The organism is Halorubrum ezzemoulense DSM 17463 (assembly GCF_002114285.1).
GTDB lineage: Archaea > Halobacteriota > Halobacteria > Halobacteriales > Haloferacaceae > Halorubrum > Halorubrum ezzemoulense.
The window spans coordinates 1-18,913 of record NZ_NEDJ01000026.1; the positions used below are offsets into that span (position 1 = coordinate 1).

The window sequence follows — 18,913 nt, forward strand, 5'->3', positions numbered from 1 at the left end:
GCTTCGCCGTGCGAGCGCGGTCATGGTTCCGTGAGTTCCGCGAAATCGCGCTGATGTGTGTCGTCTATAACATCAAACGCTTCGTCAAACAGTGAATCTCTCCGCCTTACAGCGATTCAACACGGCCGATCACAGCTTTCGGGAACAGCTACACATTCATCAGATTTTGATATCGCTGTCAAGTTCACAACAGACTGTTCTGAACGGGACCGGTTCAAAAAGCGGTGTGTACTCTCTGGTGAGCTCCAACACGAGGAGTTCCCATTCATCGACGTTTCCGATATTGACTCGCTCCCGCTAGATGTCGCACACGACGCGGTAAATGGCGACCTGCTCTGTGGCGATAAACGGGCATTCGAGCAGTTCAAGACAGATATGGAGGCGGAATTTGACGAGCAACGTGAGACGCTTCGCCGGCACCAGCGGACAGTCATCGATCGGATAGCGGAGGATGGATTGCGTGGTTGACGAACGCGTCGTTGCGGTCAAGCTCGAACAGATCGAGCAGTACTACAGTGAGCTCAAAACAAAACAAGAGACACTGCCTCGCCAAGAATTCCTCTCAAGTACAACAGAGCAACGTGCCGTCGAACGAATGTTCGAAAACGCGATTCAGGCGTGTGCTGACCTCGCTCAACACGTCGCCTCACGCGAGTTCGAATTTGACGGGACGACATCAAAAGGCGCAATTCGAGTACTTAACCGTGAGGGTGTGATCGACGAAGAGGCGGCTGGGACGCTCGTCGCCGCGATCGGCTTTCGAAATGTGCTTGTACACGAGTACGGGCACGTTGAGTACGACGAGGTATACGAAACCTCCAGACCGGCCTCTCTGTATACGAGACGTATAGCCAACAGATAGCACAATGGATACAGGAGAATAGTTGAACCAACACAGGATACCGTCGTTCGGCCGAGGTGGATCGACGCACTAGGCATACTGACAACGGAGTCGATGCCGATCACGTACTGGAAGAAGGGCTTGTTGAGTGATATTTCAGGGAAACGTTTTGATCAGTCGCGAAGCTCGGCGACCAACTGGCCGCCCTCACGGACGTGTTCACTCCGCTCAAGATCAAGTTCTTCAGCGAAGTAAGTCCACTATTCAGGCGGTTCTGTAAACACCGGTCTACTCTGAATCACCGTCGGGCTTGTCGCTTGCTTCGCGGATTTCGGCCGCTACATCCTTCACGTGTTGCTGATGTGTCGCCGAGGTCTGTACGCTTTGGGCCGCATCGAGTTGGTCGTTGACGACCGCGTTCTGCTGTGGTCCCCACGTCTCTGGTGGCTCTGATTTGATGTACTCGACCCAGCGCTTGATGCCCTCGATGCGGTGCTCACGGTTTCGCTCGTGCTTCGCGTCGAGGTGCTCAGGCGCGTTTGAGTCGCTCATATTCGTCTTCGACATCGAGTCGCGTTACCCACTTTTCGAGACGGGGCACACTAAGACTTTTCTCGAAGAGCGTGTAGAGGTGAACCGCGTCCTCAATATCTTTCTGTGCGCTGAGGTGGAGCTTGTATGCGATCTGGAGTTCTAACGGTCCAATCGAAATCGCCTCATCACCGATCCTGGCTGTGATCGCGTTTTGGAGGGATGCGCGGTCGAACTCGTCACGCGCGAACTTCACTTCGAGATGCGGCGTAATCTGGTCTTCCGGGGCAACCCAGATGTTGTCGCCGTTATCGAGCATCTCACACATCGAAGTGAGCGGCATTGCCGGGCCCCAGAACCCCTTCTCGTCAAGCGTCTCTGCGAGTTCGTCTGCAGTCTCCTCGTCGATTCGTTCGATGAGGACGTCAACGTCTTCGGTAGAGCGCGCTCGCCCAGCGAGGATAGAGACATAGCCCGCGATGTAGACGTGCTTGATGTCGAACTGATCGAGAATTTCGGAGAATCTGATCGCCAACTCGTCTAGCCGGTTCGGCTCGCGTTCGACGACGAGTGTTCCATTCCGGAGCTCGATACCGCCCATAGATGTTCGTCAGCAGGTGACCTCATAAATAGCGGTGTCTAGATCAGTTCATCCGATACGCTTGATCGATTCAAGACCGGGGACCTCGGCGAGCCGCCTCCTCACCTGCGCATCGGTCATTGTCGTGGTCCAACGAATGGTGATGCCGACGGTGATGGTCGTTGCCGAAAGCTTCGGAGCGATACCGTGTAGATCGTCAATCGTGACGGTATCGATATCCTCGGCTCGCGAGAGGCGCTCTTCAGCGTTGGTGACGAGATCGCTGTCTGTGTCACATGGGATGCGGATCGTGACGACAGCAGTCGTCGTCGGCTCGGGATCGTTGTCACTAGTGATTGCCATAGTGTCACCTCTATTGAAGAGCGTCACTCGGGCTATCTGACTCACGAGCGGCGCTCCGAGTGCGCGAGGGGCGATTCGAACGCCGGAGGAGGAAACCTCCTCCAAGCTCACGGCTCTATAGGAGCCGTGAACGCCCGTCTCGGTCGTGGCACGACCACGTGATACCGAATTACACTACTCGCGCTTGACGGAAAAAGATGAGAGGACAACGCTATGTAGACTCGAAGGCCTCGATTTCATCGATAACCTGCTTCGGATTCTCGGCGTGTTTGATGAACGAGAGGACGGTCTCTGACCACCCGGAGACGTTGTAGACGTTCTCGTAGCCTTCCGGGGTCACGAGGTCGCCGTAGGATGCAAGATCGACGAGATACAGCGCGGTGTCCGTGGAGACCTCGTTCTGATATGCATCGAACGCTGCCTTGACCGTCTGGGTATCGCGTGCCGTGAATGGCGTGCTGTCCCAGATCTGCATGTCAGTGAAGACGACGACGCGCTCAACGGGTTCTTCACGGTCGCGGAGATACTCCAGTGCCTTCCAGCCGTTCGTCGAGTTCCCGACATCCTCGTCGATGGCCAGCACCGCATCTTGGCGCTGTAGTACTGGCGTGTCGACGTACATCGGAACGGTCTGGAAATCGTCGCCGAACCCGCCGACCTCGGCACCTTGATCGGCCAGGATCGCCCCGAATAACGCGCCGATCTCTTTCAGGCGGAGCGTGCTGTTCGTGGATAGCGCCATGTCCATCGACCCTGAGAGGTCCACGGCGACGAATGTATCTCCGAGTCCATCGGGTACCGTCTCGACAGCGACGTCGATCGCCTTTTCCAGCCACCGCTCGACCGCTGGTGCTTGGACGTCAGCATTCTGGAGCGCGGTGTACGCCTGGTAGTACCGGAACGGGTACAGCGGCGCGTACCGGACTGCGTCCAAGTCAAGGTGGTCCACGATGGTGTCCTCGTCAACGCCGGCTTCAAGCATGTTCCGGAGGTTCCGGATCGACGCGAAGATCGGCAGTGAGTACGTGTCGTCCTCGATGAGCGTCTCCCACGCGGCTTGGGTGTTGCCGCGCTCGGAGATAACCGTCTCCCAGGTGTTCGGCGACGGCAACGGGTCGACGTCGGGATAGTCGTCGAGATCGCCGCGCATGAATCGCTCGAACAGCACCTCTTGGTCGGTGTCGACGGGCGTGGGGTGGACGCGGTTGAATACGTCATACAGCGTCACCTCACGCCGCGACAGTTCGTACTTGCCCAGGGTGTAGGCGTCGGCCATCTCCACCAGTGCGTCTTCGATCCCGCGTCGAAGCGGCCACGGGGCAGTCCCGCCGAAGAGTTGGTCGTGGATAGCGAGGCTGGTCGCCGTCTCGTCCATCCGCTGGATGATCGCCGGGGCCCACTCTCGGGTGAGTGATTCGGGGGAGTCGTCCTTGAATCGGTCGTCGTTGGCTGCCAGCACGAGCAAGACCTGTGGGATGTCCCGCAGGGAGAGTTCTTGGCGCGCGTACGCGGCGAGCTTCAGGACGAACTCCGGATCCTCGTCTGCCGCGGCGTCAAATCGCCGGACGACAGCAGCGAGCTGCTCGTCATCGGTTTCGTAGAACGAGTCCTCCAGCAGTTGGTTGATCGTGCGCTTGTACAGTGCGAGTCGTGGGTCGGCAGGCTCGAACGCTTCCCCACCCTCGTAGTTGGTGGTTCGCGTCGCCTCCGCGACCGTTTGTTTTGGCGTGTTGAATTCCATGCTATCACGCGGAGCCGCAACAGGCGACTCCGATACCGGTGCTGCTCACACGTGCTGCGAGCAGCGAACGTCTCCGGCACGATTCGAACGTGCGACACTCGGCTTCGAAGGCCGGTGCTCTGTCCGGACTGAGCTACGGAGACAAAGACGTGGCCGGGAAACCGCTGGAGCCGGAACAGCGTGCTACCTTTACACCACGGTGGAACAGTGAGATTCCACCGCCGGGATTCGAACCCGGACTTCCGGCTCCTGAGGCGAAGGATGACTCCAACTCGACGGCCACGAGATGAGTGATGGCGACCGGAACACTGTCGGGGCGGGACCGGTGTCGAGAGCACCCTCGTGCTCTCTTTGTCCGGGATGTTATCGATGGACGGTGCCACCGACAGGATTTGAACCTGCGAGTTCCTGGCGAAGCAACGCCCCGACTCGACGGTCGCCACGTGCAGTCGGGCAACCGGTGGTGCGACGGGCTATGACTCCCGTTGGTGTGCTTTGCGGGCGAAGAAACGCACCACCTCGACGACCACACGCTTGGGGAAAGCCGGCCGTGACAGCGTCACGGATCCGTGGATGCCCGCTATGTCAGACACGGAAAACGCTGTCAGGGCCAGCCCCCGAGTGCTCCCGAGGGGAATCGAACCCCTGGCCTCCAGTTTGAAAAACTGGCGTCTCTCGCCAACGGAGACTCCGGGAGCGCGGTAGGGACGATATCAAGCGCTGAGGTGCGGCGGACACGCACGGATTATTGCAGGCGTTCGAAGCCCTCGAGTTGCCCGTGCGTGAACGTCACTTGATACGTGACAAGTGTATCGAGATCCTCGACGGAGTGTGTGAGCTCGAAACGGCCGTGGTAGTCGTCTCGTTCGATCCAGCCGTCGTGGACTCGATTTAGACTGCCGGCCATGTAGCGAAAATCGTCCTCGTCGACGTCGTCACGGCTCGCGTATGGTCTGTCTTCCGGCGGGACCGCTTCGGTGTGCCACTCCTCTTCTAAGAGATGACCATCTGCCGTAATCCGAAATGTGGTCATAGTCGGTCGGTCGATACATTTCGTCTGCCAGTCGACGTCCTCGGCAGGAGTCATCCCTTCGGGGTACTCCGGTAGGTGGACGTCGTCGTAGAGTTCGACTGTATCGAATAGTCCCATTATTGTCCTCTATTGCGGGACCAGGAGTCGAACCTGGACCTCGGGAATATGAGCCCCGTGGACTGCCATTATCCTATCCTGCAGCACCACAATTCGGAACTCACCCATGGGCATCTCTCAGTTCTCCACAGCTGTCCGTCCCTCAGTCTCGCCGGCTGGAAGTGAGAGGTCTCGGACTGTTGGAGAATGCTCCAGCCCGGATTCGAACCGGGGGCTCGGCCGTGAGAGGGCCGTGAGTTTGGCCGCTACTCCACTGGAGCGGGTGGGCCTCTCCTGGAACGGGTCATCGGTCAGTGGGACGGGCAGGATTCGAACCTGCGTGTTCTCGTTACAAGTGAGATGAAGGAACTCTCACCGTCGCACCGGATCTCCGGTGAAAATTCGGCGAGAGTGTGTGAATGCCAGGCTCTTCCACCGTCCCGTAGTCTCCCCGGCACGACTCGAACGTGCGTCTCCTCCTCTACAGGGAGGCATCGTAGCCGTTAGACCACAGGGAGAAAATGTCGCCGCGAGGATTCGAACCTCGGAAGGACCTACGCCAGCGGGTCTGAGCCGCTTCTCGTTGACCACTTGAGTACGGCGACGTAACGGTGAAGCGAGAATTGTCTCCAGGCACGATGGCCGGATGCCGCCACCAGGATTCGAACCTGGGAAGGACTAACCACACGGGTCTCGACCGTGTCCGTTTGACCACTCTGGCATGGCGGCGCAATTCGAGAATCGCCGGCGACTCTGCGAATCACTTTGGCACGCAGCGGCGGGAGAGCGATTTGAACACTCGTGTACTTGCGGACGCTGCGGTTCCAACGCAGTCCCTTGACCAAGCTAGGGAAACCCCGCCAACGGTGAGACGGAGAGTCGAACTCCGAAGCCTCCTGGCTCTCGGTTTCAAACCGAGCGCGGTCGCCTATCCGCATGTCTCACCATCTCCGTCAGAACTTGCTCCGATGAGCCCGCCTCGCGTTTCTCACCAGGACACCGGAAGACGCGCATTACTCAGCTTCTGAGCTTTACTACCGAGGCGAATGTGTTCATCAGCACCCAGTCACAGCAGGGATGGATGACGGTTACCTCGTTCCGTGGAAGTACGCGCCGTCCTCGGTGACGCAGATTCTCACACTTCCAATCGTGTCGATGGACGTTGTCTCACCGAGTGGAACGTGGCGGAACGCTTCTTCTTCGCAGTCAGGGCAGACATTCGTTGGCATCACGCCGTGTCCCGGATTCGAACCGGGAACCCGTCGCCGGGGCTGGCGTAGCAGGCCAGTGGGGTCACCATTCCCCAGTCACGGCACACTGAGCCGACGAGGATTCGAACCTCGGTCCTGTGCGCCCAAGGCACAGTTCGTCGTCCGCTGGACCATCGGCTCACGGGACTGCCGAGCGTTCGGCAGTTAGTTATCTATCTGTACGACTGTTTCCAACTGCGCAACCGCGACCGAGTAGTCGTGGTTGCGCGTCTCATCGCGGGGGCGTACTTCGGGAGGTTCCCGGGAATACCACACCGGCTCATGTAGGTTGCAGACCCTGCTGGGCCCAGCATCGTCGGAACGATCCAGCTGATCGCACCAACGGGCTGCCTACCTCGATGGGTATCCCCACGTGGTTTGTCCACGCGTCCACGCCGACGCCGGGATTTGAACCCGGATCACGGCCGTGACAGGACCGTATGATCGCCGGATTACACCACGTCGGCATGTCGCCCCGGCCGGAATCGAACCGGCGACTTCCGGATTCAAAGTCCGGCGTCCCTCGCCAGCGGAGACTCCGGGGCTTGACGTAGCCGCAGCTAACGCTGCGGGGGGTGTGTGCTAGGGACTCCTCGTACGCTCAGCGCGTACGGAATCGCTCGTTCGTTCCATTGTCAGGAACGAACGCAGACCAAACTGCCACGAGCTTCAGTCGCCGTACTCGCGTGACGCTGTGAGCTAAGAGAGTACTAGGCGAAAGCAGGCGGCACTCCCGTGTTCCCCAGCCCCTGACGGGTAGTCCGCGTGGGAGCCAGGTTATGCGGGTGAGAGTGTCCGGAGATCGCCGGAGTGCGTCGCGCTCTCGTGTTCGATGGTGACGCAGGCTCGACGATTCTCGTCCGGTCTCTCCGCACGCTGGTCTTGTAGGTACTCGCTGAACACGCGACCCGCGGCTAAACAAGAGCAAGCACGCCGCGGTTTGAAGCGAGTATCGACCATGTTGCGGGATTCTCCGTTTACGAGGTTTATTTTGGACGTCTGTTACAGATTATTGTGGGAACTGTATTAAAATTAGTCAGGGTGTGGTAACTATAGGCACTATTTTGACGAATCTAGTTCGCGGTCCGATCAGTCAACTACCCCACCCTACTTCGCTCACTCTGACGGGTTCGCTCGTGGAGGGTGTCGTCAGAACTCTTCGAGTTCTGGCTGCTAACCAGAAGTCTGTGACTTCTGGTGATGGGGCTTGTCCGTGAACTCGGCCTCGAACCCGTCCGGGTGGGCGGTGAATCCGTCACTCGGCGTCACTGTTCCAGACTTGAGGGCAAGCTGACTGTTTCCCGTCCGTCGAGACGACTGTTGGCCTCGACGGACGTACCGCATCCCGATGTTCTTCGCCGCATTGTAGTCCGCGTTGGCTTCCGACTCACACTTCACGCACCGGAAGCCGATCCGAGTCGTGCGATTCTCCTCAGCTGTGAATCCACACTCGGCACACCGCTGTGACGTGTACGCCGACCCGACTTGCTTCACCGAGATGCCGACCGCTTCGGCTTTGTATTCTACCTGCTCGTACAGGGTTCGGAACGCCCACTTGTGACCCCACGACGCACCCGTTCGGTTGCGGATGTCTGTCAAGTCCTCAAACGCAGTCACGAACCCGCTATCGACGGTGGGGCTGTTGTGGCTCAGCCCGAAACACAGGTCGTACTCGAAGAAATCAACCGTGGAGATACTCTTGGCGCAATTGCGCCACATATTGTGTATCCCAGCCTTTGGTTTCGACGTAGTAGCTGAGCACAGCGTCGACGTATTCTATGGGCAGGATCTTGTGAGTTGCGAGGATACAGAGCATGTGTGGTGTCGTGAAGAGTGTGTTCCGGTCGTCAAGTGCGAGATTAATGAAAAGGTAGTTGGTAGTGTTGAATTCGTCCGTGATGAAGAGTTCTACCTCCAACTCGTTGGCCAGCCAGACACCTTCGGCCTCTCCCTGATCAAGCCCATAGTCGATCGGCTCGTCGGCCCGGTTGTCGACATCGTGTGTTGTTATATGATGGGCAGCTTGGAGGATGAGATCCGCGGCAGCAGCTAGGAGGTCATCATCTCCCGTGGCATGGGTGACCTCGCCGAGAACACTCGCTGGTACGTGGACGTCGTACCCGGTGAGGAGTGTTTTGAGTGGGTCCCCGCCAGAGGGAGCCTTCGGCCGCCCGTCAACGACCGGCGTGGCGAGATTCAACAGTACATTCGTATCGACGACGGCAACGGCGTGCTCCGACATTATCAGGCACGCGACTCGTCATCAGAATCAGCCGAATTTGAATCCGTCCATTCGGAAATCTCGCCGTCGTAGAAGGCATCGTCACTCGGGAGCCCATCCTCGAGTGTGGGTATAGCGGGCGTCCGATCGATCGACTCTCCGAGGAGTTTCAATCGCAGTGCCTCCTCACGGCCCAGAATTGCTTCGACGGTGTCGTAATCGACCCGGCCGTCGTAGTAGGCGTCGCTCAGCCGTCGCTGGAACTCCTCGTCGTTTACAAGCTCTTCGAGTTCGTCTTCAAGTGCGTCGATGATGAGACGGGTACGAGAGATGTCGAGGATTTCAATCGCGCTATCGGCGCGCTCAACGAGGGACTTCGGGGCGTTAAAATCGACGCGTGTTTTTTCCTCAGCCATCACACTATGTGTAGAATCTACACACACATAGTTTCTTTGCCGTTCAATCGAGTGGATCATTCGTTGACCACTCAACGCCCTCCCACGTTCGAACGGTGTCGCCAACGACCGTCCGAAACTCATCGACCGGCGTGGTACGGACACTGGAGGGCATCGGACCATAATCGTCCCACTCCGCAGTGTAGCGGACGACTCTCGATCGAAGACGGCCGTCCGCCGAGTCCGGATCGTACGTTTCGAAGATGTGGTGGACACCGAGCACGAGTACTTCTCCGAGTTCGTCGTGGCGGTAGATTGTATTTTCAGTGAGATTCATACGCGTTCGACGTGCTTATTCAATCTCTGCGTCCGGGCGATCGATACCGGCTTCCAAGTCGGCGAGATCGCGTTCGAGCCGATCGATGTGCGTTTCGAGGTCTTCGACGCTCATCAGAGCGAGACGGAGGAACGCGTCGTCCCGCTCCGGCATCAACGGAAGCTGACTCGTCGATGCCGGCAGGTCGTCCGACTGTCGTGCGCGTTTGCGGACAAGTTCTTCACGAGCGCTGCGCAGTTCTCGACGGATGAGTTCATCGTCGTCCATGGGTTGGCACACACCGGAGTACAGCCCGCTACGGCCCCGGAAGGGCGGTCGCACGGACCGTCTCACCGAGTGTGTGGCTTTCCGACCAACGTTCGGAGATTCATGATAGCGTGTGCCGAGACCTATGACAAATACTTTTTGTAGAGTACATAAGTTCCAGTACAGCATCAACTCCATCGGCGCCAGTCACACACTACAAGTCGTGTGGACAGTGCGACCAGCCGACTCGGAAAGGCAGAATCCTTATGATTGCCTGACCAGAATCCTCGAATCATGCAAGCAGTCGTACTCGCGGCCGGCAAGGGCACGCGCCTCCGCCCGCTCACGGACGACAAACCGAAGGGGATGGTCGAGGTCGACGGCAAACCCCTCATCACCCACTGCTTCGATCAGCTGATCGAGCTCGGCGCCGACGAGCTCATCGTCGTCGTCGGCTACATGAAGGAGGTAATCATCGACCACTACGGCGACGCCTACGAGGGCGTCCCGATCACCTACACGCACCAGCGCGAGCAGAAGGGACTCGCCCACGCGCTCCTCACGGTCGAGGAACACGTCGACGACGACTTCATGCTCATCCTCGGCGACAACATCTTCCAGGCGAACCTCAAGGACGTCGTCCGTCGCCAGCGCGAGGAGCGCGCGGACGCCGCCTTCCTCGTCGAGGAGGTCCCCTGGAAGGAGGCCTCCCGCTACGGCGTCTGCGACACCAACCAGTACGGCGAGATCACGGACGTCGTCGAGAAGCCCGAGGACCCGCCGAGCAACCTCGTGATGACCGGCTTCTACACGTTCACGCCCGCGATCTTCCACGCCTGCCACCTCGTCCAGCCCTCGAACCGCGACGAGTACGAGATCAGCGACGCCGTGGATCTGCTCATCCAGTCGGGCCGCACCATCGACGCCATCGGCCTCGACGGCTGGCGCATCGACGTGGGCTACCCCGAGGACCGCGACGAGGCCGAGCGCCGGCTCCAGGGCGACGACGCCGACGCGGACGGTGACGAGGCGGACGCGGACGCAGTCGTCGAGTCCGACGCGTAGGGCGACGAGAACGAGAGCTATCGCGACGCCATTAACGCGGTCTTTGTTGCCATCCGCTGGAGAATCTCACGGAGCATAGCCGTAGGATCGGGACAGTTCCCGTACTACAGTTCTCCCGTGTAGTCGGGAATGACGTTGTTGAAGAGGTCCTCACAGCACTCCCAGAGGAGTTTCGGAGGAGACGCCGCTTCGAACACGACCGCTTCATACGCCGGAGTTTCCATCGAAGCTGTCTGGTACTGGAAATGCGCTGCGCCGAGGTCGTCGTGGTCGTCGTCTTGATGCCAGCCGCAGTGGAACTCCGCGTTCGGATCGGCGTAGTCGATCCTGAACTCGTCATGGGGCGGCGTGAGCTTCCAGTGGACCTCGAGCTGCGGTGACTCGGAGCCGGTCGGCGGGACGACCCGCTGTGAGTCGATCGCAGCGGCGAGGTACCGCTTCTGGATCGCGTCCGGTTCGAAGCGGACGGAGGTGACCTCCGCTTGTCGCTCCAAGACGTCCTTGAGCGTCCGGTAGAGGGCCGGATTTTCCGCACCGCGGTTCATGCGGACGCGGAGCGGCGTTCACCGGGGAAGCGGTCGTAGAGGCGGAGTGCGTCTTCGACGAGACGCCGGCGCGTCTCGAGGTGATCCCACTCGCGGGCCGCTTGTCGACGATTGCGTTCGTCTGTGACGTCGTCTGTCCGGCCGAGGCTCGCACGGAGCTGATTGGCCGTTTCGACGTCGTATTTCGTCTTCCACGTGCGGATCTGCTCGTTTATGTCTTCGAGGCTCGCAGCGAGTTCGTCGGGCGAGTGTTCCTCGTAGAGTTCGCGCATCTCGGCGAGATACTGACCCACCGGATCCGGCTCGTACGTCGTCTGCTGACCGCGCGTGTCCGATCGCAGTGTACCGTCGTCGACCAGTCGTGTGAGGTACTTCGTCGCCGTCTCGTGGGCGACCTCGGCTTCTTCGGCTATCCAATTGGCTGTTCGGGGTTTCCCGACCGTGAGGGCGACCGCTCCGACGCGATCGGCCGCCGACAGACCGTTAGTCCAGCTCCGGTCCGGTTCGTCGCTCATGACCGCTGATATAGTCCCTACGTAGAAATAATTTGAGGTAGTTCAAATTAAATGTGATACACGGCGGCTCTCGGTCCACCGCGTCTGTCCTCGAACCGCGACGAGTACGAGGTCGGCGACGCCGTGAATCTGCTCATCCAGTCGGGTCACATCATCGACGCCGTCGGCCTCAACGGCTGGCGCGTCGACGTCGGCTACCCCGAGGACCGCGACGAGGCCGAGCGCCGGCTCCGGGGCGACGACGCCGACGCGGACGGTGACGACGCTGACGCCGACGCGGTCGTCGAGTCCGACGCGTAGGGCGCCGAGGACGAGCGGTATCGTGAAAGCGCTACGAAAGTCTCTCGTTCACGGTGCTGCTGTGCCGACGTTCCCGTTCGAACTCGCGAAGGGGATATCTATCTCGAGACCGTCGTAAGCCAGCAGCGGCTTCTTCGCTTGTCCTGTGCCGCCGCCTTCGAACTCGATGACGCCGATATCTTCGAGTTCGGAGAGATTGTGGTGTACTTGCTTGTAGTCTCGATCCACCAGGCCCGCAGTTTCACGAATGCTTTCGGGTTCGTGTTCGAAGATTGCCTCCAGTAGCTCCAAGTTCTTCGGACTAAGGAGGCGGTTGAGTTCAGCGTACGAGCCGAAGTTGAGTACTGGCTGAGCGTCGTCGAGGTCTTCATCCTCTTGGGCGGCCTTGATACGGCTGCGCGTACGCTGGTCGAGGCGATCGCGTTTGCCGACGGTGATTTTGAGCGTGGGCATGGTGTGTCTCTCTTGGAAGCGTCCTACTCCGGCCAGTCCCACGAAACGGGGGTCAGCTCTTCGACGTCCCGCTTGAAGCGGTCATACAGGGCCAGCATTCCCGGAAACGGAATGGTTTCGTCATCATCTCTTGTGTGGCGTTCGTGACCCTTCGTCCGTTCGTGGGCGTTATCGTAGCGAAGGATGGTGTCGCCGCCAACCTCTCCGAGGTGTAGGCCGTAGTCCCATCCACTCGGGTATTTTGCCGCCTCCGTCTGCCGGATGGTCACATCAACGACGTAGCCATCTTCGACATCCTTCCAATCTTCGATGGTGGTGTAGGACGCCATCCGTCACCCTATGTTGTCATCTCCATAGAAATAAAGGTGTGGACGAAAGAACATAGGTTTGGAGATAGAAGCCGAACATATCCGAGAGAGGTTCAAGAGAGGGCTGGGTTTCCGCTCCGATACTCAGGCGGACGCGGAGCGTCGTTCGCCGGGGAAGCGGTCGTGGAGGCGGAGTACGTCTTCGACGAGGCGCCGGCGCGTCTCGAGGTGGTCCCACTCACGGGCCGCTTGTCGACGGTCGCGTTCATCTGTGAGGTCTTCTGTCCGGCTGAGGCTCGCACGGAGTTGGTTGGCTGTTTCGACGTCGACTACCCCGAGGACCGCGACAAAGCCAAGTGGAGCCTCGCCGGCGACGAGATCGCAGAATCCGACACCAGCATCGAGGATGTCGACGAGCCCGACGCGGTGCCAAACCCTAAAACGCCCGTCCCCGAACCCCCATCTAATGCGCGTGAGCATCGTCGGCAGCGGCTACGTGGGGACGACCGTCGCGGCCTGCTTCGCCGACATGGGCCACGAGGTGGTGAACGTCGACATCGACGAGGAGATCGTCGCGGCGATCAACGACGGCCGCGCGCCGATCCACGAACCGGGTCTCGACGACCTCCTCGCGGAACACGGCGGCGGCACGCTCACGGCGACGACCGACTACGCCGCCGTCCGCGACACCGACCTCACGTTCCTCGCGCTGCCGACCCCCGCGAACGACGACGGGAGCATCGACACGTCGATCATCGAGGCGGGCGCCGAGGCGCTCGGCGACGCCCTCCGGACGAAGGACGGCGACCACGTCGTCGTGACGAAAAGCACCGTCGTCCCGACGACCACCGGGGAGACACTCGCCCCGATCCTCGTCGAAGCCTCGGGGAAGGAGTTCGGCGACGACCTCCATGTGGCGATGAACCCAGAGTTCCTCCGCGAGGGGACGGCCGTCGCGGACTTCCAGTCGCCCGACAAGGTCGTGTTCGGCACGCGGCCCGACGACGCGGTCGCGCTCGACGCCCTTCGTGGGGTGTTCGAACCGCTCCTCGACGCCACCGACGCCGCGGTCGTCGAGACGGGGATCGCCGAGGCCGAGATGATCAAGTACGCCAACAACGCGTTCCTCGCGAGCAAGGTCAGCCTCATCAACGACATCGGGAACGTCTGCAAGCAGTTCGGCGTCGACGCCTACGAGGTGGCCGACGCGGTCGGCCTCGACGACCGCATCGGCGAGCGCTTCCTCCGCTCCGGCTTAGGGTGGGGGGGAAGTTGTCTGACGGGCGATCAGCGTGTTCTAGCGAAAGACGAGACAGGTACGAGACATCTCACGCTCGGCGAGTTCTTCGACGAGTACGTTTCCGACGGGACCGTCGACGACGTTTCGGTACTCAGTCGGTCGGAACAGGGCGAGTTCGCGTTCAAGCCCGTCAAGGTGGCGACGCGCCGCCGATACGACGGTCCGCTACACACGATCCGGACGAAAATGAACAAACGGGTGACCGTCACGCACGACCATCCGATGATTACGCTAAAGGGGAACGATACCGCGGTCAAGCCGGCTGCGGAGCTCGAAGCGGGAGATTCCGTGCCGGTGTTGGCCGATCTCCCGAGCGATCCCGTTTCGGAGTTTGACCTCATCGAGATCGTTGCCGAGTCGCCCGACTTCGAGAACGATCGGGTGTATCTGAAACCGTCGACGCCGTTGGAGGCGAACAAAGACGAGGTGTACGAGGTGCTTCGCGCGTACAACCGTCAGTTCGACTATCACAAGCTCTCCGATCTCGTTCGAGATAACTACCTGCCGCTCGACGTGTTCCTCACCTACGAGGAGGAGTTACCGGTCGACAGGGAAGACCTGTCTCTCTACACGACGCGGGACGGTGGGCAGACGTACGTGCCAGCCATACTCCGCGCAGACGAGCAGTTCTGGCGGTTCATCGGGTACTATCTCAGTGAGGGCCACATCAACGACGACACCTCTGGACACGGGTCGACCACCAGAAGACGGATTCAGTTGAGTTTCCATCCAAGCGATGAACCGGAGTACGTCAGCGATGTTGAGTCGTACTACGAGGATCTGGGGATTCGGTATCAAACAAGGCAACAGGAGACTACGACGGCGATCAGCGTCTCCAGCCGGGTTTTCGCCGCGTTCCTCGAGTGGCTCGGCTGTGGTACCGGCTCCTACTCCGCGGCGATCCCCGACGACGCGTTCCAAGCGACGGCCGACGAACGCGTGGCGTTGCTTTCGGGACTGTTCCGCGGTGACGGGCATATCGAGTACACCAATCACTCGAACGCCGTTGTCTACGACTATGGCTCCGTTAGCGAGGAGTTGATCGACGGGATGACTCTGCTACTCCACAGTCTCGGCATCGTCCCGAGCTACAAGACCTCGCAGTCGGCGAAGTCGACGCGGCCGGCCCACTTCCTGCGTGTGAGTTCGAAACGCCAGATCGCGGCGCTGAAGGAGCTGTTCCTGCCCGAAGAGCAAGACCGGATCGACGATCGGCTCGACGCGTATGATCGGGACATCGCACCGACGGGGCACACGGCGGACGGCGGATTTACCTCAGTTCCGGTTCGCGATGTCACCGTCGAGGAGACGACGACGGACGTTTACTCGCTGGAAGTCGCCGAGGACCATACGTTCGTGACGACCGACGGACTAGTCGTTCACAACTGCTTCCCGAAGGACACGAATGCTATAATTGCGGCCGCGAAGGATACCGGCTACGACCCCGAGTTGCTCGAGGCGGCCGTGCGCGTGAACGACGGGCAGCCGGATCGGCTGCTCGCGCTGCTCGACGACCACGTCGACGTGCGCGGCGAGCGCGTCGCCGTCCTCGGGCTCTCGTTTAAGTCGGGCACCGACGACGTCCGGAACTCCCGAGCGATCCCCGTCATCAAGGGGCTACAAGCGCGCGGTGCGACCGTGGTCGCGTACGATCCGGTGGCGACGGAGAACATGCGCGCGCACTTCCCGGACGTGGAGTACGCCGACTCGGCGGCGGCCGCGCTCGACGGCGCGAGCGCGTGCGTCGTCTGTACCGACTGGGACGAGTTCGCCGCGCTCGACGCGGAGTTCGACGCGATGGACGCCCCGATCGTCGTCGACGGCCGGCGGATCATCGAACGGCGCGACGGACTCACCTACGAGGGACTCACCTGGTAGCGATCACTCGGACCGACGACGCCATAGGCCGCTCGCGACGAGGAGCGCCCCGACGCCGCCAGCGGCGAGCGACCCGGCCAAGAGGGGATAGCCGATATCGATGACGACGCGGACGAGGTAGATCGACCCCTCGTACCCGACGAAGTAGTGGTTCGTCACGTCGTTGCGGTACGCGAACCGAGTACCCTCATCCGACGGCCCGCGGTCCGAGTAGATGCGGTCTGCCGAGTTGACCGCCCCCCTGACTGCGGCCTGTTCTTCCGGAGACAGGGCCGCGAACTCGATCGGCTCGATCTCGCTCGGCGAGTACGCGTCGAGCGACGCCGCCATCGCCTCCTCGGTGGGTGCCTGCGCATCGATCGACGTCTCGTAGGCGGGTAGCCCGAGGTACGCGCCGCCAAGACACGCGAGTAGGCAGCAACAGCCGAGCGCGACGCGGAGGGAGACTCGCGTTCGGTTGAACTGGACCATGCTCACTGGACCGGCGCCTCGATCTCGCCAACCCGCCGCATCCGATAGAACCGAACCCTGCGCGTCAGTACGCGCCAGCACACGGCCGCGACGGCGGCCCCGACCGCGTTGGTGAGCAGGTCGCCGAAGTCGGCCGTGCGCGCGTCGAGCGTCGACTGGAGCAGCTCGATACTCCCGCCGTAGCCGACGGCGAGCAGGAACACGACACCCAACACGGTTCGGTCGCGCCACGGCGAGTCCTGAAACGCGTACGCGAGCGTCACCGCGAGTCCGGCGTACGCCAGCCCGTGGAGCCACGTGCCGTACGGGAACACGCCGAGGGGACCGGTCCGTATCACGCCGCTTCCTGGCGGCGTGAACACCGAGTAGTAGAGGATCGTCGACGCGACCGCGACGACGCCGGCGAGGCGGAGCCACCGCGGCACGAGCGGGAGTCGGAGCCGACTCATCGTACCACGCTCCTCTGTGGGCGCCGGCAAAAGGGTACGGATCCGCGCAGTTGAGCGCACGCCGAACGAATACGCTTTTTACGCGCGCGCCGGTCGTCGTTGGTAATGCCGCGCTCGGAGGGACCTCCATGGAGTTGATCGACGACGAGGGACGGCTGTTCGGCCGCGTTAACGTCATCGACGCGCTCGTCGTGCTGCTGATCGCCGCCGTCGTCGTCGCAGGCGCCGCGTTCGTGCTCACCGACGACCCAGCGCCGCCACCGGAGACGGACACCACGTACGCGACGCTCGACGTTGGCACCGTCTCGCCGTACGTTGTCGACGCTATCGAGGAGGGTGATGCCTACGACTCCGATAGCACATCAACACTCCGGATAACAGACGTTCATCTCACGCCACAGGACGGTCAGACTCGCGTCGTCCTCCGCGTAGCGCTTGAAGGCGAACGCAACGAGCAAGGAAGTCTCACGTACGCAGGGGCCCCACCACGACTCGGACGGACGCTCGATATCACGACCGACCGCTATCAGGTCAACGGCCAGATTCGTGACGTCGGCGACAGCGACGCATTGGCTACCGAACAACAGCGCGTGTTGCTCTCGAGTCAAGTCGATGCGGGCACCGCGCAGGCGGTGACCCCGGGTGACGAGATTCGCCTCAGCGACCGCACCGTGGCCCGCATCAACAACGTCACCACCTACACGACCAACCGATCGACCCAACGACAGCTGTTCGTTGAAGCGACGCTCGCCGGGCACCGCCAGCAGGACCGGCTCCGGTTCGGCGGCAGTCCAGTCAGGCGAGGACAGAGCGTAACACTTCCCACAAATGAGTACACACTCGACGCGCGAATCGAACAGGTCAGCCACGATATCGACATGGACGCGACAACGACCCGGACCGTGACGCTCCGGATGGAGGAGGTTCGCGAGGACTTCGCGGACGCCATCGAACCGGGGATGGTCGAGCGGACCGGCGACACCACCGTCGCTCGCGTCACCGGCGTGGAGACGGAGCCGTCGCTCATCATCACCACCGGCGAGAACGGCAGCGTCAACGTCGTGGACCACCCGGTGAACCGCGAGGTGACGATCACCGCGGACCTCCAGCTCCGAGAGATGCCGAGCGGCCTCGCGTTCAAGGGCGACCAGATCCGGCAGGGGTCGACCGTGGCGCTCGATCTCGGCACGGTTACTGTGGAGGCGACGGTCGTCACCGTGGGGCGGTAACCACGTCCAAGTCCGCCACAGTCGCAACACACATGAGCGCCCACCCGAAGATCGATTCAGATGAGTGACGAGACGGAGGCGGGTACGCTGGCCGGAGGCGTACGGCGGGCGGCCCGCGAGTCGCGTCTCGGTCGCCTATCGCGGCGCACCGCCGACGCCGTGCGCGACTCGTACCTGTACCGCTGGCTCACCGCGGAGCCGGACCCGGATGTGATCGTGATCGATCTCCGGGAGACGTGGACGGTCGGCCCGTTCATTCGCCTCCTCGATGCGGTCCTCGACCGGCTCCTCCCCGCGCTCGACGACTCTCGCCTGGCGGCCGCGGTCCGGGCCGGCGTGCGGCAGACGTTGGCGGCGCCGGCGGTCGCCGTCGGGCTGGCGCTCCTCGCGGCGGGCCTCGCCCTCGGACTGGCGAGCGTCGCGGCCGGAACGCTCGGGACGACTCGCCTCGTCGTTGCGGGCGGCCTCGTCGCCGCCGGCGTGCTCGCCACCCGCGAGCGCCGGAGCTGGGCGGCGCTGCGCGAGACGCGTCCGGTCGAGCTCCTCGTCGCCGCGCTCGAACCCCCGGAGCCGCCGGAGGGAGCGACCGCCGACGCGAACGCGACTGAGACCGGACGGGAGCACCGCTCGATGGACGAGGACGCGAACGCGGGCGACCCCGACGGGACGGAACCGTCCGAGCCGGACTCGTCGGTCGACGGGCGGACCCGCTCCGGCCGCTAGGCCAAACGGGGTCGCTTAAGTGACTGCCCGCGCCCGATTCGGG

General features: G+C 61.6%; 20 protein-coding genes, 13 tRNA genes and 5 pseudogenes. 8 read left to right on the forward strand and 30 right to left on the reverse strand.

Features of this window, described 5'->3' with window-relative positions:
• A pseudogene (locus tag B9H04_RS18085) lies at positions 1 to 95 on the forward strand (IS5/IS1182 family transposase); the annotation flags it as partial.
• A gap of 365 nt (positions 96 to 460) precedes the next feature.
• Positions 461 to 862, forward strand: a complete 402-nt coding sequence (gene hepT, locus B9H04_RS08830; RefSeq protein WP_211216868.1) for a type VII toxin-antitoxin system HepT family RNase toxin — start codon at positions 461 to 463, stop codon at positions 860 to 862.
• Positions 863 to 1,129: 267 nt separating this feature from the next.
• On the opposite strand, the gene B9H04_RS08835 is transcribed toward hepT, so the two are convergent.
• From B9H04_RS08835 to B9H04_RS08930, 23 genes and pseudogenes are all read right to left on the reverse strand, one after another.
• The gene (locus tag B9H04_RS08835) at positions 1,130 to 1,393 is read right to left on the reverse strand and encodes a hypothetical protein (RefSeq protein WP_049931924.1); all 264 of its coding nucleotides are present in this window, start codon (positions 1,391 to 1,393) and stop codon (positions 1,130 to 1,132) included.
• Complete coding sequence (locus tag B9H04_RS08840) at positions 1,371 to 1,973, reverse strand: hypothetical protein (RefSeq protein ID WP_049931923.1); 603 nt, start codon at positions 1,971 to 1,973, stop codon at positions 1,371 to 1,373. Before B9H04_RS08840 ends, B9H04_RS08835 begins: the two co-directional genes overlap by 23 nt.
• A 48-nt stretch (positions 1,974 to 2,021) precedes the next feature.
• Positions 2,022 to 2,315 carry a hypothetical protein gene (locus B9H04_RS08845; protein ID WP_049931922.1) on the reverse strand — a complete coding sequence of 98 codons (294 nt, stop codon included), beginning with the start codon at positions 2,313 to 2,315 and terminating at the stop codon, positions 2,022 to 2,024.
• 60 nt (positions 2,316 to 2,375) lie between these two features.
• Positions 2,376 to 2,499 (reverse strand) — tRNA-Gly (locus B9H04_RS18655).
• A 27-nt stretch (positions 2,500 to 2,526) separates the two neighbouring features.
• Positions 2,527 to 4,056 (reverse strand): TROVE domain-containing protein, encoded by a 1,530-nt coding sequence (locus B9H04_RS08850; RefSeq protein ID WP_049931921.1) that lies wholly within the window; start codon positions 4,054 to 4,056, stop codon positions 2,527 to 2,529.
• A 68-nt stretch (positions 4,057 to 4,124) separates the two neighbouring features.
• A tRNA-Arg gene (locus B9H04_RS08855) sits at positions 4,125 to 4,199 on the reverse strand.
• A gap of 479 nt (positions 4,200 to 4,678) precedes the next feature.
• Positions 4,679 to 4,754 (reverse strand) — tRNA-Glu (locus tag B9H04_RS08860).
• 47 nt (positions 4,755 to 4,801) lie between these two features.
• Positions 4,802 to 5,206 (reverse strand): hypothetical protein, encoded by a 405-nt coding sequence (locus B9H04_RS08865; RefSeq protein ID WP_049931919.1) that lies wholly within the window; start codon positions 5,204 to 5,206, stop codon positions 4,802 to 4,804.
• A 12-nt stretch (positions 5,207 to 5,218) separates the two neighbouring features.
• Positions 5,219 to 5,289, reverse strand: a tRNA-Met gene (locus tag B9H04_RS18660).
• Between the two features lie 104 nt (positions 5,290 to 5,393).
• Positions 5,394 to 5,466, reverse strand: a tRNA-Glu gene (locus B9H04_RS08870).
• Between the two features lie 34 nt (positions 5,467 to 5,500).
• Positions 5,501 to 5,627 (reverse strand) — tRNA-Thr (locus tag B9H04_RS18665).
• Between the two features lie 80 nt (positions 5,628 to 5,707).
• A tRNA-Leu gene (locus B9H04_RS08885) sits at positions 5,708 to 5,790 on the reverse strand.
• A 42-nt stretch (positions 5,791 to 5,832) separates the two neighbouring features.
• Positions 5,833 to 5,914, reverse strand: a tRNA-Leu gene (locus B9H04_RS08890).
• Positions 5,915 to 5,961: 47 nt separating this feature from the next.
• A tRNA-Ser gene (locus B9H04_RS08895) sits at positions 5,962 to 6,047 on the reverse strand.
• A 369-nt stretch (positions 6,048 to 6,416) separates the two neighbouring features.
• A tRNA-Ser gene (locus B9H04_RS18670) sits at positions 6,417 to 6,499 on the reverse strand.
• 4 nt (positions 6,500 to 6,503) lie between these two features.
• Positions 6,504 to 6,576, reverse strand: a tRNA-Pro gene (locus B9H04_RS08900).
• A 252-nt stretch (positions 6,577 to 6,828) separates the two neighbouring features.
• Positions 6,829 to 6,902: transfer RNA gene (locus B9H04_RS08905), tRNA-Asp, on the reverse strand.
• Between the two features lie 3 nt (positions 6,903 to 6,905).
• Positions 6,906 to 6,981: transfer RNA gene (locus B9H04_RS08910), tRNA-Gln, on the reverse strand.
• 627 nt (positions 6,982 to 7,608) lie between these two features.
• Positions 7,609 to 8,052, reverse strand: a pseudogene (locus tag B9H04_RS08915) (zinc ribbon domain-containing protein); the annotation flags it as partial.
• A 64-nt stretch (positions 8,053 to 8,116) separates the two neighbouring features.
• Positions 8,117 to 8,677, reverse strand: a complete 561-nt coding sequence (locus tag B9H04_RS08920) for a hypothetical protein (protein ID WP_049931917.1) — start codon at positions 8,675 to 8,677, stop codon at positions 8,117 to 8,119.
• A 2-nt stretch (positions 8,678 to 8,679) separates the two neighbouring features.
• Complete coding sequence (locus tag B9H04_RS08925; RefSeq protein WP_049931916.1) at positions 8,680 to 9,072, reverse strand: hypothetical protein; 393 nt, start codon at positions 9,070 to 9,072, stop codon at positions 8,680 to 8,682.
• Between the two features lie 43 nt (positions 9,073 to 9,115).
• Positions 9,116 to 9,388, reverse strand: coding sequence for a hypothetical protein (locus B9H04_RS18090; protein ID WP_129452297.1), 273 nt, complete (start codon positions 9,386 to 9,388; stop codon positions 9,116 to 9,118).
• Positions 9,389 to 9,403: 15 nt separating this feature from the next.
• The gene (locus tag B9H04_RS08930) at positions 9,404 to 9,655 is read right to left on the reverse strand and encodes a hypothetical protein (RefSeq protein WP_080508589.1); all 252 of its coding nucleotides are present in this window, start codon (positions 9,653 to 9,655) and stop codon (positions 9,404 to 9,406) included.
• Between the two features lie 273 nt (positions 9,656 to 9,928).
• On the opposite strand from B9H04_RS08930, the gene aglF reads away from it, so the two are divergent.
• On the forward strand, positions 9,929 to 10,699 hold the full coding sequence (gene aglF, locus B9H04_RS08935; protein ID WP_049931913.1) for a UTP--glucose-1-phosphate uridylyltransferase AglF: 771 nt from the start codon (positions 9,929 to 9,931) through the stop codon (positions 10,697 to 10,699).
• A 104-nt stretch (positions 10,700 to 10,803) separates the two neighbouring features.
• On the opposite strand, the gene B9H04_RS08940 is transcribed toward aglF, so the two are convergent.
• Both B9H04_RS08940 and B9H04_RS08945 read right to left on the reverse strand, forming a co-directional pair.
• Positions 10,804 to 11,244, reverse strand: a complete 441-nt coding sequence (locus B9H04_RS08940; protein WP_049931912.1) for a hypothetical protein — start codon at positions 11,242 to 11,244, stop codon at positions 10,804 to 10,806.
• Complete coding sequence (locus tag B9H04_RS08945) at positions 11,241 to 11,759, reverse strand: DUF7342 family protein (RefSeq protein WP_085682620.1); 519 nt, start codon at positions 11,757 to 11,759, stop codon at positions 11,241 to 11,243. Before B9H04_RS08945 ends, B9H04_RS08940 begins: the two co-directional genes overlap by 4 nt.
• Positions 11,760 to 11,849: 90 nt before the next feature.
• On the opposite strand from B9H04_RS08945, the pseudogene B9H04_RS08950 reads away from it, so the two are divergent.
• Positions 11,850 to 12,059: pseudogene (locus B9H04_RS08950) on the forward strand (UTP--glucose-1-phosphate uridylyltransferase); the annotation flags it as partial.
• A 48-nt stretch (positions 12,060 to 12,107) separates the two neighbouring features.
• Here the strand turns inward: B9H04_RS08950 and B9H04_RS08955 are convergent.
• The 3 genes from B9H04_RS08955 to B9H04_RS19175 all read right to left on the reverse strand — a co-directional run bounded on the left by B9H04_RS08955 (position 12,108) and on the right by B9H04_RS19175 (position 13,300).
• Positions 12,108 to 12,512 carry an HVO_A0114 family putative DNA-binding protein gene (locus B9H04_RS08955; RefSeq protein ID WP_049931933.1) on the reverse strand — a complete coding sequence of 135 codons (405 nt, stop codon included), beginning with the start codon at positions 12,510 to 12,512 and terminating at the stop codon, positions 12,108 to 12,110.
• 23 nt (positions 12,513 to 12,535) lie between these two features.
• Positions 12,536 to 12,841, reverse strand: a complete 306-nt coding sequence (locus B9H04_RS08960; RefSeq protein ID WP_049931908.1) for a toxin-antitoxin system TumE family protein — start codon at positions 12,839 to 12,841, stop codon at positions 12,536 to 12,538.
• 123 nt (positions 12,842 to 12,964) lie between these two features.
• Positions 12,965 to 13,300, reverse strand: a complete 336-nt coding sequence (locus B9H04_RS19175) for a DUF7342 family protein (protein WP_085682621.1) — start codon at positions 13,298 to 13,300, stop codon at positions 12,965 to 12,967.
• Between B9H04_RS19175 and B9H04_RS19435 the strand changes: the two are divergent.
• Together B9H04_RS19435 and B9H04_RS19190 are read left to right on the forward strand one after the other, a co-directional pair.
• Positions 13,287 to 15,500, forward strand: a pseudogene (locus B9H04_RS19435) (nucleotide sugar dehydrogenase); the annotation flags it as partial. The gene B9H04_RS19175 and the pseudogene B9H04_RS19435 sit on opposite strands and share 14 nt — an antisense overlap.
• A gap of 3 nt (positions 15,501 to 15,503) precedes the next feature.
• Positions 15,504 to 15,998, forward strand: a pseudogene (locus B9H04_RS19190) (UDP binding domain-containing protein); the annotation flags it as partial.
• A gap of 3 nt (positions 15,999 to 16,001) precedes the next feature.
• Here B9H04_RS19190 and B9H04_RS08975 read toward each other — a convergent pair.
• Both B9H04_RS08975 and B9H04_RS08980 read right to left on the reverse strand, forming a co-directional pair.
• The gene (locus B9H04_RS08975) at positions 16,002 to 16,475 is read right to left on the reverse strand and encodes a hypothetical protein (protein ID WP_199237899.1); all 474 of its coding nucleotides are present in this window, start codon (positions 16,473 to 16,475) and stop codon (positions 16,002 to 16,004) included.
• A complete protein-coding gene (locus B9H04_RS08980) occupies positions 16,472 to 16,918 on the reverse strand; it encodes a VanZ family protein (protein ID WP_049931902.1) in 447 nt (148 codons plus the stop codon). Before B9H04_RS08980 ends, B9H04_RS08975 begins: the two co-directional genes overlap by 4 nt.
• 128 nt (positions 16,919 to 17,046) lie before the next feature.
• Between B9H04_RS08980 and B9H04_RS08985 the strand changes: the two genes are divergently transcribed.
• A complete protein-coding gene (locus tag B9H04_RS08985; RefSeq protein ID WP_049931901.1) occupies positions 17,047 to 18,147 on the forward strand; it encodes a DUF4330 family protein in 1,101 nt (366 codons plus the stop codon).
• Positions 18,148 to 18,207: 60 nt separating this feature from the next.
• Positions 18,208 to 18,870 (forward strand): hypothetical protein, encoded by a 663-nt coding sequence (locus B9H04_RS08990; protein WP_049931900.1) that lies wholly within the window; start codon positions 18,208 to 18,210, stop codon positions 18,868 to 18,870.
• Positions 18,871 to 18,913: the final 43 nt, after the last annotated feature.

Bases quoted from the DNA above. Each gene is read 5' to 3' on its own strand.
- B9H04_RS08835 (WP_049931924.1), bottom strand. From the start codon at position 1,393: ATGAGCGACTCAAACGCGCCTGAGCACCTCGACGCGAAGCACGAGCGA.
- B9H04_RS08840 (WP_049931923.1), bottom strand. From the start codon at position 1,973: ATGGGCGGTATCGAGCTCCGGAATGGAACACTCGTCGTCGAACGCGAG.
- B9H04_RS08845 (WP_049931922.1), bottom strand. From the start codon at position 2,315: ATGGCAATCACTAGTGACAACGATCCCGAGCCGACGACGACTGCTGTC.
- B9H04_RS08850 (WP_049931921.1), bottom strand. From the start codon at position 4,056: ATGGAATTCAACACGCCAAAACAAACGGTCGCGGAGGCGACGCGAACC.
- B9H04_RS08865 (WP_049931919.1), bottom strand. From the start codon at position 5,206: ATGGGACTATTCGATACAGTCGAACTCTACGACGACGTCCACCTACCG.
- B9H04_RS08920 (WP_049931917.1), bottom strand. From the start codon at position 8,677: ATGTCGGAGCACGCCGTTGCCGTCGTCGATACGAATGTACTGTTGAAT.
- B9H04_RS08925 (WP_049931916.1), bottom strand. From the start codon at position 9,072: ATGGCTGAGGAAAAAACACGCGTCGATTTTAACGCCCCGAAGTCCCTC.
- B9H04_RS18090 (WP_129452297.1), bottom strand. From the start codon at position 9,388: ATGAATCTCACTGAAAATACAATCTACCGCCACGACGAACTCGGAGAA.
- B9H04_RS08930 (WP_080508589.1), bottom strand. From the start codon at position 9,655: ATGGACGACGATGAACTCATCCGTCGAGAACTGCGCAGCGCTCGTGAA.
- aglF (WP_049931913.1), top strand. From the start codon at position 9,929: ATGCAAGCAGTCGTACTCGCGGCCGGCAAGGGCACGCGCCTCCGCCCG.
- B9H04_RS08940 (WP_049931912.1), bottom strand. From the start codon at position 11,244: ATGAACCGCGGTGCGGAAAATCCGGCCCTCTACCGGACGCTCAAGGAC.
- B9H04_RS08945 (WP_085682620.1), bottom strand. From the start codon at position 11,759: ATGAGCGACGAACCGGACCGGAGCTGGACTAACGGTCTGTCGGCGGCC.
- B9H04_RS08955 (WP_049931933.1), bottom strand. From the start codon at position 12,512: ATGCCCACGCTCAAAATCACCGTCGGCAAACGCGATCGCCTCGACCAG.
- B9H04_RS08960 (WP_049931908.1), bottom strand. From the start codon at position 12,841: ATGGCGTCCTACACCACCATCGAAGATTGGAAGGATGTCGAAGATGGC.
- B9H04_RS19175 (WP_085682621.1), bottom strand. From the start codon at position 13,300: ATGCTCACGCGCATTAGATGGGGGTTCGGGGACGGGCGTTTTAGGGTT.
- B9H04_RS08980 (WP_049931902.1), bottom strand. From the start codon at position 16,918: ATGAGTCGGCTCCGACTCCCGCTCGTGCCGCGGTGGCTCCGCCTCGCC.
- B9H04_RS08985 (WP_049931901.1), top strand. From the start codon at position 17,047: ATGGAGTTGATCGACGACGAGGGACGGCTGTTCGGCCGCGTTAACGTC.
- B9H04_RS08990 (WP_049931900.1), top strand. From the start codon at position 18,208: ATGAGTGACGAGACGGAGGCGGGTACGCTGGCCGGAGGCGTACGGCGG.